Origin of the sequence: Planctomicrobium stercoris (assembly GCF_051465655.1) — a bacterium.
Taxonomy (GTDB): domain Bacteria; phylum Planctomycetota; class Planctomycetia; order Planctomycetales; family Planctomycetaceae; genus Planctomicrobium.
In genome coordinates this window covers 2,929,057-2,942,342 of the sequence record NZ_CP195791.1, presented here as the reverse complement: position 1 = coordinate 2,942,342, position 13,286 = coordinate 2,929,057, and the positions used below count along the sequence as shown (strand labels likewise).

The 13,286-nt window shown below is 56.2% G+C and carries 11 protein-coding genes; 9 read left to right on the top strand and 2 right to left on the bottom strand.

Annotated elements, in window-relative coordinates; all coding sequences use genetic code 11:
• Window positions 1-103: 103 nt before the first annotated feature.
• Window positions 104-790, bottom strand: a complete 687-nt coding sequence (locus SH661x_RS12100) for a GntR family transcriptional regulator (protein WP_437221662.1) — start codon at window positions 788-790, stop codon at window positions 104-106.
• 194 nt (window positions 791-984) lie between these two features.
• On the opposite strand from SH661x_RS12100, the gene SH661x_RS12095 reads away from it, so the two are divergent.
• The 5 genes from SH661x_RS12095 (at window position 985) to SH661x_RS12075 (ending at window position 5,528) form a co-directional block, all read left to right on the top strand.
• Complete coding sequence (locus tag SH661x_RS12095) at window positions 985-1,899, top strand: alpha/beta fold hydrolase (protein WP_437221660.1); 915 nt, start codon at window positions 985-987, stop codon at window positions 1,897-1,899.
• Window positions 1,896-3,197, top strand: a complete 1,302-nt coding sequence (locus SH661x_RS12090; RefSeq protein ID WP_437221658.1) for an amidohydrolase family protein — start codon at window positions 1,896-1,898, stop codon at window positions 3,195-3,197. The genes SH661x_RS12095 and SH661x_RS12090 overlap by 4 nt, the downstream gene beginning before the upstream one ends.
• Window positions 3,198-3,262: 65 nt before the next feature.
• Complete coding sequence (locus SH661x_RS12085) at window positions 3,263-4,156, top strand: DUF1559 family PulG-like putative transporter (RefSeq protein ID WP_437221655.1); 894 nt, start codon at window positions 3,263-3,265, stop codon at window positions 4,154-4,156.
• A gap of 400 nt (window positions 4,157-4,556) precedes the next feature.
• The gene (locus tag SH661x_RS12080) at window positions 4,557-4,820 is read left to right on the top strand and encodes a hypothetical protein (protein ID WP_437221653.1); all 264 of its coding nucleotides are present in this window, start codon (window positions 4,557-4,559) and stop codon (window positions 4,818-4,820) included.
• A 297-nt stretch (window positions 4,821-5,117) separates the two neighbouring features.
• Window positions 5,118-5,528, top strand: coding sequence for a hypothetical protein (locus SH661x_RS12075; protein WP_437221651.1), 411 nt, complete (start codon window positions 5,118-5,120; stop codon window positions 5,526-5,528).
• Between the two features lie 178 nt (window positions 5,529-5,706).
• Here SH661x_RS12075 and SH661x_RS12070 read toward each other — a convergent pair whose 3' ends face one another.
• Window positions 5,707-6,690 carry a DUF1559 family PulG-like putative transporter gene (locus SH661x_RS12070; protein WP_437221649.1) on the bottom strand — a complete coding sequence of 328 codons (984 nt, stop codon included), beginning with the start codon at window positions 6,688-6,690 and terminating at the stop codon, window positions 5,707-5,709.
• Window positions 6,691-7,148: 458 nt separating this feature from the next.
• Here SH661x_RS12070 and SH661x_RS12065 point away from each other — a divergent pair, with 458 nt between their 5' ends.
• The 4 genes from SH661x_RS12065 to SH661x_RS12050 are packed head-to-tail and all read left to right on the top strand — an operon-like array spanning window position 7,149 to window position 13,280.
• Entirely contained in the window at window positions 7,149-7,706 is a 558-nt protein-coding gene (locus tag SH661x_RS12065) for a sigma-70 family RNA polymerase sigma factor (RefSeq protein WP_437221647.1), read from the top strand.
• A gap of 13 nt (window positions 7,707-7,719) precedes the next feature.
• A complete protein-coding gene (locus SH661x_RS12060) occupies window positions 7,720-9,435 on the top strand; it encodes a hypothetical protein (protein ID WP_437221645.1) in 1,716 nt (571 codons plus the stop codon).
• Window positions 9,422-11,863, top strand: a complete 2,442-nt coding sequence (locus tag SH661x_RS12055; RefSeq protein WP_437221643.1) for a DUF1592 domain-containing protein — start codon at window positions 9,422-9,424, stop codon at window positions 11,861-11,863. Before SH661x_RS12060 ends, SH661x_RS12055 begins: the two co-directional genes overlap by 14 nt.
• 40 nt (window positions 11,864-11,903) lie before the next feature.
• Window positions 11,904-13,280 carry a DUF1552 domain-containing protein gene (locus tag SH661x_RS12050; RefSeq protein ID WP_437231154.1) on the top strand — a complete coding sequence of 459 codons (1,377 nt, stop codon included), beginning with the start codon at window positions 11,904-11,906 and terminating at the stop codon, window positions 13,278-13,280.
• The last annotated feature ends 6 nt before the right edge of the window (window positions 13,281-13,286 follow it).

Genomic DNA, 13,286 nt, shown 5'->3' with positions numbered 1-13,286 from the left:
AATCCACTTGTGAAAGAAGTCATCATGAGGGAGGCAAACGAGGGGAGACTGGATAGGGAATTCATCCCTGGAGGAGCGATCGCACGGGAGGCAGTCGACTTCGTCATTCTGTTGTCGATGGCGAATCGAAGATCTCGTGCAGGACGACTTGAAGACGAGCCTCAATGTGCGAAGCCATGGCGGCCCGAGCAGCCTCGGGGTCACGCTTTTCAAGTGCCGAAACGATGTTGAGGTGTTCCTGAACCGCGTCGAGCAGGTTTTGTGTGCTTCCGACGATCCGACAGAAGCTTCGCACCAGCAGCCGATATCGATCGATCTCCGCCTGCAGCCGTGAACTCTGGGCGGCGCGGGCCAGTTGTTCATGAAACCACAGGTCACACTCAAGAGCGCGGACGCACCAATCCACATCCGTCTGCAGGTTGAGGAGTTCTTCCAGCCGTCGACGCATCTCGGCGACCTCTTCAGGGGTCGCGCGGAGAGCTGCCCTGGCTGCCGATTCTCCTTCCAGAAGAATGCGGAGGTCATAAATCTCCAGCGCATCTTCCCGAGAGAATCGGACAACCCGCGCCCGATGTCCGGCGGTGCAGACCACAAGGCCGTCTGCTGCCAGCTTTCGTAACGCTTCCTGAACCGGGGTTCGACTGACCCGCAGTTGTTCGGCCAGCTGGACCGATGTGAGGACCGTATCGGCAGACAAACGACCGGCCACGATCGCCTCCAGCAGTGTCTCGTAGACAGAGTCTGACAGCGTGGAGCGAGTGACGGGTGAACGAAGTGCATCAGGAAGCATAACAGCCTCTCGGAAACGGCGGCGATGAAACTTATGGGCAAAGAGTTGACGACCCTATCAACTCCTGCTAATCTGAATTCTGCATACAGAATCCTGCGTGCATCTTAGCCGCCCATTCGGCGGGAAACAAGTGCGATCAAGATATATTTCGATCGAAACCACTTTCGCATAAGTGAGTTGGGACGATTCTCGCCATGCCGTCTTTCTTCCGCGAAGAATGGATTCCCCTGAACGACTTACGTCTGCTTCGGGTGCACACGCAAACATCCGGCAAGCCGATCGCCTTCCTTCACGGCGTCACTCGTAACTGGCAGACGTTCAAGCCGCTGTTTTCTGCTCTCTCGCTTGAGCATCAAATCCATGCAATCGACTTCCGCGGGCACGGCAAGTCTGATCGCTCGGTCGACGGCTACCGAGCGGTGGATTACGTCCCCGATGCACTGGAACTGTTGAGAAAAACCGACGGGCCGACGGTTCTTTACGGACATTCGCTGGGAGCCATGGTGGCGGCCGCAGCCGCAGCGGAATCTCCTGAACTTGTCCGCGGTCTGATTCTCGAAGATCCCCCCTTTGACACCATGGGGAGTCGGATCGGTGAAACTCCTCTGCAGCTCTACTTTCAGCGACTTCGGGAACTGGCAGGAGCGAAGATCTCATTGAAGGATCTCGCTGCCGAACTTGCTCTGCTCCCATGGATCGATCCAAAGACTCAGCAAGGCTCAGTGCTTGGAGAGGTGCGAGATCCTGTCAGCATCCGGTTCACTGCTCAGTGCCTGAAAGCGCTGGATCCGGAAGTGCTCTCGCCGGTCATCGCTGCAGATTGGCTGGCGGGATACCACCGTGACCGGATTTTTCAGAACATTCGCTGTCCGGTTCTGGTGCTGCAGGCGGATCTCTCCGCGGGAGGAATGTTGACAGATTCCGATGCTGCTCAGTTACAAACGTCAATTGAGGACTGCACTCTGGTCCCGCTGAAGGGGGCTCCTCACCTCCTGCACTGGGCCCGGACTCAGGAAGTCCTGAATCTGTGCCACGCCTTCATTGCTTCGCTGGAGACAGCTCGTTCACCTGCGCCACGGACCGGCGTACGAAAGGAACTGCAGGTATGAAATCGGCGCAGGGAACTCTGGTGATTCGCAATGGGCAACTGGTGGACGGCACCGGGGCTCCACCCATTCCTGAGGGCGTGCTGATCGCCCGCGATGGCCGGATCGTTTACGCCGGAGCCGCTGCTTCCGCACCGCCGGTGAACGAGGCGGTCCAGACGATCGATGCCCGTGGCGGAACGATACTTCCAGGGCTGGTCGAAGCCCATTTTCATCCGACGTACTTCAACGTGGCTGCACTTGAAGATCTCGACATTAAGTACCCGGTTGAATACGTCACGTTGCTGGCCGCGTGCAACTCGAAGCTGGCGCTGGAATGCGGGTACACCTCCGCGCGCAGTGGCGGAAGCCTCTTCAATGTGGATGTCTGGCTGAAAAAAGCGATTGAAAATGACCTGATTCCCGGTCCCCGTCTGGCTGCCAGCGGGCGGGAGATTTGTGGAGTCGGGGGACTGATGGACTGGAACCCTGATTACCGCAAAATCGGCATGGACGGTCTGGTCCTGCTGGTAAACGGTCCGGATGAAGCTCGAGCTGCTGTCCGCAAGCTGGTGAAGGATGGGGTGGAGTGGGTGAAGACCTACCCGACCGGTGATGCCGCTGCTCCGGACACCAACGATCATCACACGCTCTGTATGACCTTTGACGAAATGCATGCAGTCGTGCAGACCGCTCACAATCACGGGCTGAAAGTCACGGGGCATTGTCGCGCGACAGAAGGAATCAAAAACGCTCTGCGTGCAGGATACGACGCCATTGAACATGGCACGTTCATGGACGACGAAGCGATGGACCTGCTGCTCGAACGGGACGTTCCCTGCGTGCCGGCCCTTTATTTTGAATATGCCAGCATCGTGCGCGGGCCAGAATTCGGCTTATCCCAGCGGGTGATCGACGGTCATCAGGAAACCCTGGACGGAGGCAGTGAATCGGCCCTCCGTATTCTTCGGGCTGGCGGACGGATCGGAATGGGGGGCGATTACGGTTTCGGCTGGAACCCGCATGGAGACTATGCCCGCGAGCTCACATTCTTTGTGAAGCACGTCGGCTTCACTCCCCTGGAAACACTGAAGTGTGCGACGCAGACAGGAGCCGAGATTCTGGGCCGAGCTGATGAACTCGGCACGCTGCAGGCTGGGAAACTTGCAGATGTTCTGGTCGTCGATGGTGATGTGATTGAGGACATTTCGATTCTGGAAGACCGCACCAGACTGCTGGCGGTCGTTCAGGGTGGCGTGGTGAAAGCGGGCACGCTCGCCCTCTCAAGTCTGAAAAAGTTGGAATTGGACAAGCAGGGTTAGACTTGCGTTTTGATGAAGTATTTTGTTAATTCGACATGCTCTTTATGAACAGGGGGAAACCGGAAATGCAAAAGAATGTGAATTTATTCAAGTTATCGTCAAAGAGTCGAACGTTGAACGCTGGTTTTACCCTGATCGAGTTGCTGGTCGTGATCGCAATTATTGCTGTCCTGATAGCACTACTTCTGCCCGCTGTCCAACAGGCAAGAGAAGCTGCTCGGAGAAGTCAGTGCAAGAACAACATGAAGCAGATTGCAATGGGCACGCACAACTTTCATGACACCTATCAGCACTTTCCATGGGGGGCTCGCCTGGATTGTGTAAGCTGGTGGGATTGTACTGAAAAAGGATCCCTCTTCTTCTATCTGCTTCCTTACATTGAACAGAAATCCCTATTCGATCAATCAAAACATGTAACCTACACGCAAATTAATGGAGTTTATGCAGCCCGTTATGTGATTCCCACATACCTTTGCCCTTCAGATTCGAGTGCAGTCGGAGGGGTCTACAACTCCGAATGGGCATTGACGAGCTACGAGTACAACTACCAGGTCTTCAGAGGCGAAGACAAGCCACAGAAGATGCGAGATGTCACGGACGGCCTTTCGAATACAATCCTGTTTGCAGAGACCCTGCAGAAGTGCGGGAATGCTGACGGTGCTTACGACTATGGAACCTTATGGGCCCATGCATTCCGCCAGGATGACATTCGGTTTACTGCCATTTTCGGCGGTGGAGGGCATGGCATTAACCTGATTACCGGCGATAGTCTTGTCCCGCAAAAAACCTCGAAGCCGGACGAATGCGATCCTGCCAACTCCGTTGCATCGCAGCATTCGGGAGGAGTTCAGGTTGCTATGGGAGATGGTAGCGTTCGTTTCGTCAGCAGTTCAGTCAGTGGGGCCGCTTTCTGGGCTGCCTGCACACGTGACGGTGCGGAGACTCAAGGGGAATGGTAAGAATCCTCCAAAGCACGTCGCATGGCGGGATAACAACTCGGAATGAGTGATGTCTTAGATTCTTGGATTCAAAGTTTTGAATGTCCATACGGCTGTTTTGGTTTACGCTTTAAACCGTGAATCTAAGCAGCCTTAGTGGTCGAATGTTCGATTATTGCCGAAACGAAACAGGTGTCGAACTTCAAGATGTGTCAGGGTTAAGGGAATGGCAGTCACGGTTCATTTGCAGTCGGAGGGGTCGCCGAAAATGTCTCGCAATATATCGCTTTTGTGCACCATTGCACTCACTGCAGTCGGATGTCCGGCAAAATCTTCGTCAGAGTATACTGGCGTCGTCTATTATCAGGGACAACTACTGAACTATGGGCGAATCTATTTTAACGTTGATGAAGGTGCTTCCGTGGCGTCTTCGTTGATTCGCAAGGATGGAACATTTGCGGTGAATGATCTCAAGCCGGGGCTGGCCCGAATTGCAGTCGTTGTCTCATTACCACCGGCATCCTCACCGCCTCGGAACGACCCTAAAGATCCCGTCGCTCCCAAGGTGGCTGAACTGACGTTTAAACCTGTCGTCGTTCCGGAAAAGTTCTCGCGTGTCGAGACCTCTGGCGTGTCGGTGAAATTGGATCCTTCGATCCGCGACTACAAGATTGACCTGAAATAGGTCGATCCTCTCAGCGGCAAAGGACCGTGTCGGTCAGATGACGCCTATGTCGGATTCGCAGGCCGTTAATGGTGATCTCGCAAATTGATTGCGCTCCCAACTCGAGGCCGGGTTTCGAGCGAGCATCATGGCGCTTCCCTGCTGAAACGGGCTTTCTGAAGAAAACGATGTTGACCTTCGCTCCCCGCCCGACATTTCCTTCAGGAAGACACTCGCGGACTCTCCGACACGCTTGGTTCGTTCGGTAGACTGCCGGGATGTCCGATTGAACCTGGAAGTCCGTCGGGAGCAAGATCCATGAAACTGACAGTCACCGTAAGCCTGCTGGCGTTGGTCATTGCGAGCGGGTGTGCGAAGGACCCGTTCCGCACAGTTCCTGTGAGTGGACGCGTCACCAGTAACGGTGAACCCGTCCCTGGGGTTTATGTGGTCTTCACCCCGCAGCCTGGCTCGGGGCGTGAGGCCAATGTCCCGGGCAAGTCGGGAGCCGGCTACACCGATGAGAACGGGAAGTTTCAGCTTTCCACTTACGGTGACGGCGATGGAGCGGTCGTCGCCACTCACTCCGTGGCCGTTCTTTTGAACACCGATCCGAGTAACCCGCATCTGGAGAAGTCGAAGAAGTTGATGACCCCTTACCTTCAGGAAAAACAGACCATCGAAATTCTGAAGCCTGTCAGCGATCTGGAAATCAAATACGGAAACTGACATCACTCCCGCCGGAGATTTCAGCGGGAGTGATATGAGCTGGTTTCATAACCCTTTGCGATCGCGATTCGGGAGGGCGAAGCTCCTGCTGAGCCGCATAAAAGATCACCCGTTCACTGGTTTGAGGCTCGGCGGGAGCCTCGCCCTCCCAGTTATGAAACCGCCTCATCAGACATCTTCAGAAATTTCCGATCACTCGACCGTCATTCATTCCCGCGAGGTGAGGCAGCAGTTCGAGGTGATCAGCATTCTCGCTGACGAAGCGGACGGAACCATCTGCCAGCACAAACTGAACTCCCCCGGTGTGGGAGCTGCGGAACGCTGCGTTATTCCAGTCGTCCAGATTGCTGTTCAGGACAGTCTGAGGATACACGATGTACTGGCTGGGATCGCAGCGATAGCAGATGATGCTGGAAACTTCGTGATGTCCGTACTGGATATTCCCTTCACGCTTGCCGATCCAGATTGCCCCCAGGCGATCGTGTTTCTTCTTGCCTGTCGTGCCCCGTTCGCCAATCAGAAAAGTGTTGCTCGTTCCGTCAGTGACGTCTCTGACGCTGAACTTGCCGTTGAGTTGAAAGATGCCGTTGGTGTACTTGGGCTCGCTGGCATACCCGCTTCCGGCACAGGCGACATAGGTGGAGGTTCCTACGGTGAAGAAACCTCCGGTCATCGTCGCCGCCCAGGCTCGCATTTCCTTGTTTTGCGGCCCCATCGGATCCGAAGGGCAGCGGTAGATCGACAATCCGGTCTTTGCAAGTTCAACGAGATTCCCTGCACCGGAGTTATCCTGCTCCCAGCTCTTCCCTCCCAGCAACGGGAGTCGTCCCGCAATGGCATTCGCCAGTGCTCCCTGATCGACAAACGGAAGAATAAAAGTTCCCCAGCCAAGCCCGCTGTCCCCTTGCGGGGCACTCCAGTCGCCTTGTCCCGTCGCGGAGTCGACGATGATGACGGACGGGGGGAACACGCCGTGCGTCTCATGATAGTTGTGCACTGCCAACCCCATCTGCTTGAGGTTGTTCTTGCACTGAGACCGTCGCGCCGCCTCACGTGCCTGTTGAACAGCTGGAAGAAGCAAGGCAATCAGCACGCCAATGATGGCAATCACCACCAGCAGTTCGATCAGGGTGAACCCCGACATTCGGTGTCGGTTGATCATGAATGGACCTCCAGTAAACGGTCATGAAAACGCTACGAAGCTGATTCACTATTTTGAGAGCCGGGAAACAGTTCTCAACAAAGTTGTCTGGGGGCATCCCCTCAACCCGGGGCTCATCTCCCCAGCGATCTCAGTCGTTTGAAGGGCATGGAAATCGTCGTTGGTCCGGTTGTTCCTTCGGTTGGGCGGAGATTGACTTCCAATTTTGCAAGTGGCATGCTGGAAGGCAATTGTGTCGAATCAACGGCGTCTCCGCTTTTGTCGATCCGTGATTCAGATCAACGTCGCCAAGTTTGTCCATCATTTCATGGCGCTCGAGTGGACTGCAATCAACACAAAAATGATGGAATTCGACATTCGAAGATCAGTTTCAGCAAATCGGTGTTGATCCTGATGACGGATCGCGCCATCAGACAGCAGCAGTCATTCTGCAGTCGTGGAGAAGGACAAACTCGCGGATGCAATCGAACCCGTCAGGTCCCCCTGAAGAGCTGGAAGAGTTCCTCCGCGAACTGACGCGTCATCAGAACCGTTTACGGGCACTGATCCGGTGTCTGCTGTTCGACGTCCGCGATGTGGAGGATGTCTGGCAGGACACCAACGTTCTGCTGCTGAGAAAGTCAGGAGAGTTTCAAAACGGGTCCAACTTCTGGGCGTGGGCCAGTACAGTCGCGAGGTATCAGGTGCTGACACACTGCAAAAAGAAAGGACGGGATCGTCTGGCGTTCAAGCCGGATCTCATCGATCTGATTGCAGCCGATGTCAACGGACTGGCCGAGACGGTCGACCATCGGCGTGAAGCGCTCGAACACTGTCTGCACCGTCTCCCGTCGCCTCAGCGGCAGCTGCTCGAAATTCGCTACGGTAACAACTTCACGCTGGATCAGATCGCTGGCAAGCTCAGCCGCCCCAAGGGCTCGATCCGCCAGACCCTGTATCGCATTCGCGGAGCATTGCTGAAGTGCATCGCGCATCGTCTGGGCGATCCCTCCATGGAAATTCCTGCTCAATCATGAAGGGCCGCTGAAGATGAAATCGGAACATCGGCCAGAACCTCCACCATCGACCGAGATGACATTGGACGAGCAGATCTCGTGCGGGATCGATGGGGAATTGGACCGCGACAGCTTTTCTCGGCTCGAAGAAATCCTGACTGGCAGTGCTGATGCCAGAATGGCTTATATCGAACAGATGCTGCTGGAAGTGGGACTCACTGACCTTCTCGCTGAAGGATCGATCGTTGACACCGTCGATCTGCTGTCATCAACGCCCCCCACCGACTCTCAAAAGAAACTCCAGAAGCGTTCGAGTAGACGCGTCTGGATCCTTCTGTCCCTGGGCTGTCTGGTCGTCCTGGCGGGGCTGCTGGTGCTTTCAGCGCAGGTGCTTCCGCTACGACCCCATCCCGCGGAGTCGTCTTCCGGTTCATTTCTCGCCGCTGTGACGCGAGTCTATGGCATCGATTCCTCGCTCAAAAAAGACTGGGGAGTTGGCCGAAAGCTGGGGGCAGGGGTCTGGAATCTGCCGGAGGGGACCGCCGAGATTCAGATGATCAACGGCATCAAGGTGGTGCTGCAGGGGCCGGCTGAGTTGATACTCACCGATGTCATGCACGCCCGACTTGTGCGGGGGAATGCGGTGTTCAACGTCCCGCAGGCGGCCATCGGCTTTGTCTGTGAAACACAGGAAGCAAGCGTGATCGACCTCGGTACCGAGTTCGGGATCTCGACAGGGGACCAGTCAGGGACCGCAGTGCAGGTCTATGTCGGGGAAGTCATCGCTAACGCGACTTCCAACCTCGATACCTCAAGCCGTAGCGTCCGCGTTCGCAGCGGACAGGCTGTGCGAATTCATCAAGGTTCCAATGCAGTTCCGCGCGAACTGGATTTCCGGCCCAATCGGTTTGTCCGCTTTCTTCCCGATCCTCAAGACAAGAATGATCCTGAAAAACTCGACACGGGGATCTACAACAAGTCGCGGCATGAAGAACTGCATATCCCGCCGGCGCCTCGTGACATAGTCATTGACGGAGAGCTGAATGACTGGGACTTGAGCGGTCAGTTCGAAAGCCGATGCGAACCGCCGTTCGATACGTACTACCACATGCGCGGGGCGGCCATGTTCGACGACAAGTATCTGTACATCGGCGCGGTTGTGGGAGATCCCTTCCCGATGCGGAGTACGGTCTCCCCTCATATTCAGCAGAATCTTTATGGCCATGGAGGCTGCCTCGCATTGCGGGTCTCGACCGACCGGAACATGGGCTGGCCGGTCCGAGGGCAGTCGATCAATGAAGAGGACGGTTACCGCAAGCTGTTGACCGAAGATCTGAACGACCAGCTGTGCTTCCTGGTTCTCTGGTATTACGAACCGGAACAGCTTCCCTGCCTGCACGTGAAGTACGGAATGGATGAACACGGACGGCGTGTGAATCCACCCGGCTACCGGGGAGCGTTCCGCAAACATTCTGACGGCATGGGCTACACGGTCGAATATGCCATCCCCTGGGAACTTCTGCATGCGGCAAACGATCCTCCACGCGGCGGTGATACCCTGGGGATGACCTGGCTGACGCATTGGTCAGGCCCGGAAGGACACAATTGGAAGGGGCAACTGATCGACATCGTCAATCCGAAAGCCAAAGGCTGGAACTACAACCGGGCAGCAACCTGGGGGCGGGCGATTTACCAGAAGAAGTCTGAGAACTCCTCGAAAGTTGATGAGAGTGCCGGTGCCGACCATTAAGTCCAATCTCAGATTTCTCCTTTTTCACTGCATGGTTGCCGTGCTGACCCAATGGTCGGTGGACTCGCGGACGTTCGCTGGTCCGTCGGACTTTGACCAGGCAGCGTTCCCGTTTTTAAACAAGCATTGTCTGCGCTGTCACGGCCCCGCTGACCAGCAAGGGGAATTTCGCATTGATACGCTTTCCCCCAACTTCGAGACGGAGTTGAATGCCCAGCGGTGGGGAGCCGTGCTGGAACGCATGAACGCCGGCGAAATGCCTCCTCCGGACGAACCTCAACCCGATTCATCTGAACTGGAAGCCGTCACCGGTTGGCTGGGAGCGCGGATCAGCGAGGGGAGGAAAGCCAGAATGGCCCGTCGTGGGCCAGTCGATCACTATCGGCTCAGCCGCGAGGAATATGCCTTCACGATCTACGATCTCTTAGGAGTGCATTTCGATCCAAAAGCTCCCGGGGCTTTCACTCCGGATCCCCAATGGCAGGGGTTTGAGCGAATCGGATCTCAGCTGACGCTCTCGCCCGCGCATGTCGAAAAGTATCTCGCTGCGGCGGAACGGATCATCAATGATGCGTATCCAGATCAGGATGCGAAGCGAATCCAGGTCCGCCGCGATGCCCTTGATATCGACTGGCTGAATGAGAAGAAGAGGGGGGAGCTTGAGGCCTCTGGGTTGGCGAAGCGTGCCCGGACTCTGCTGTGGCCGGGACACCGGCTGGGGAACCTGAATCCTGTTTATCAGCTTCAGGATGCCGGAATTTATCGTGGGCGTCTGAAGATCAGCGGACTGGCCCCCAAGAACGGCCGCGCTCCACATGTGGCAATTTATTTGAAAACCCTCGAGCGGATGATCTTCGAAGCAGATGTCCTGGCTCCGGAAGGGGAACCGGTGATCCTCGAGTTCGAGGCTTACCTCCCGGCAGGCAGAACAGACATCACCATCAATAACGAAGTCCCCGGGCCGTCGAATCTGGGACGGTGCGGGCAGCCTGCGAATTTCATTTTCACGACGCTCGATGATCCAAAGTCCCGCGCCCCCTGGCAGCGGAAAGTGACCGACGATGACGGCAATCCACTTTACCCGCTGCTCATCTTCGACTGGCTTGAATGGGAAGGTCCTCTGACGACCGATGCAGAGCTCCTCAAACGCAAGCCCTACTTTCCGGTGGATGAGGGGAACTTCGATCAGGTCCGGGGCTGTCTGCAGGCTTTTGCCGAGCGCGCGTGGCGACGACCTGTCCAGCAAGTCGAAACCGACCGTTACGTCGCCATCGTCCGTGAAGAAATGGAAGCGGGAACGACGTTCCGGCAAGCCATGAAATCCTCGCTTCAGGCCATCCTGGTTTCACAGAACTTCTACTACCTCACGGAAGGAAGCCCGGAGGAGAAACGAACGACGCTGACGGACTGGGAACTGGCTTCACGACTCTCTTATTTTCTCTGGAGTTCACTGCCGGACGACGAGTTGCTGCAGACTGCCCGAGATGGAACGTTGCACGAACCCGAGGTACTTCGCTCCCAGCTCAAACGGATGTTCGCGGATGCCCGGATCGCACGATTCACGAAGTCCTTCCCCTTCCAGTGGCTGCAGCTTGCCAAAGTGGGGATGTTCCCACCGGATGAGAAACTTTATCCCGATTACGATCCCTGGCTGGAAACCAGCATGACGCTGGAGACAACGGCCTATTTCGATGAGGTCTTTCAACAGAACCTTCCCATTCTGGAATTTCTCGACTCCAACTGGAGCATGGTGAATCCCCGACTGACGCTGCACTACCACCTTCCGCAGTTGTCGAGTACCGAGTTTCAGCGAGTACAGTTTCGGCCGGAAGACCGTCGGGGAGGGATTCTCACGCATGCGTCGGTCCTCTCTCTCACCTCTGATGGAACCCGGCATCGACCAGTGCATCGCGGAGTCTGGCTGTCGGAAACGATCTGGGGCGAAACACCGAGTCCGCCCCCTCCCAATATCGAACCGATCGAGCCGACCCCAGCTGAGTCCCCTAAAGCGACCATTCGTCAGAAGCTGGAGGCACATGTTTCCCATGCCAGCTGCGCAGCCTGCCATCGGAAGATCGATCCCTTGGGATTTGCCTTCAATAATTATGACGCCATCGGTCGCTGGCAGACGCATGAAGTCACTGCCTCCGGCACGGGGGAGAGTCCTCCCATTGATGCTTCCGGGACTCTCGCCGATGGACGTCCGTTTCAGAATGCCGACGATTTCAAACAACTGGTGCTCTCCAACTCCGAGCGTTTCGTCGAGGCGTTTGTGGAGAAGCTCGCGGTCTACAGTCTTCGACGCGTCATGACAGTGGACGACCAGGAACAGATACGCACGATCGCCCGGCAGGCACAGGAGCGAGGGGCCCGCTTGCAGGATGTGATTGAGTGTCTGGTTCTGTCGGATCTGTTTCAGATGCGTTGATATCTCTGTTTTGTTCTACAGCTCAGGTGGGAGATCTGGAATGCCGTTCGTGCGTCAGAACTGGCTCGTCAACAGACGACATGTCCTCAAAGGTCTCGGCGCTGCCATTGCACTGCCGTTTCTGGACTGCATGCGGCCGATCTCCGCATCGGGAAACGTCGTCACCGTCCCCAAACGCAGCGTCTTCATTTATCTGCCCAATGGCGTCAACACGCTCGACTACCAGATTCTCCAGTCCGGTGCCGATTACACGTTCAGCAAGATTCTCAAACCGCTGGAACGCTTTCGGGATGTGCTCACACCGATCAGCGGACTGCATCATCCGAACGGGCTGGGACATCATCACAACTGCCAGTCCATCTGGCTGAGTGGTGCGAAAATCGGACCGACCGAACGTAACAGCGTGACAGTGGATCAGCTGATCGCGGAAGTCACCGCTTCGCAAACCCGTTTCCCCTCTCTGGAACTCAGTCAGACCGGAAAGTCCATCTCCAATAACCATGACGGAATCAATCTGCCGGCGATGATCAATCCCGCCGAGGTCTTCAAGCGGCTCTTTGAAGTTCCCGAAGGGGGAGTGGCTGCCGAGCGTCGCGGACTCGCCAGACGGACCAGCATTCTTGATGCTGTGCTCGACGAAGCACAGTCGTTTCGGCACCGCATCGGGTATGATGACAGGCTGAGAATGGATCAGTATCTGACTTCCGTGCGGGAGATCGAAATTCGAACTCAACGGGCCAACGACTGGCTCGACGTCCCCAGACCGGACGTCCGTGATGCAGACCGGCAGCGGATCACGCGGCACATTTCACAGAACGAGACGCCGGGCGAGTATTACCGCACCATGTATGACCTGATGCTGCTGGCGTTCGAAACCGATATGACCCGGGTCGCCACGTTCGGGACGGGGGATGAAGGGCTTGGACTCCCGATTCCCGAATTGAAAATTGCCCAGACCCGGCATGCCCTGTCGCACCACAACGGCGATCCGGAACAGCTGAAACGTCTCACGCAAAGCGACATCTTCAACATCGAGCAGTTTGCGTACTTCCTCGGTCGACTTCAGGAAACCAAAGACAGCCACGGACCGTTGCTCGACAGCACCGTTGTGCTCTTTGGAAGCGGCATGGCGTATGGCCACAGTCATGGCAACGCCAACCTGCCGACAATCGTCGCTGGCGGGAAAAATGCAGGCTTCAAACATGGTCTTCATGTCGACTTCAACGACGGGCATTTCGACGGATACGACGTCGATGAACGAGGAAATCTGAAGACGTCCCATTACGGCGTCTGCTCCCGACCAGCAAACGAGAAAGCCAGACTGAGCAATTTACTGCTGACACTCGCGCAGAGCATGAACGTCGAAATTGATTCCTTCGCCGACAGCACCCGCGAGGTTTCGGAGATCAAATCCTGAAGGCCA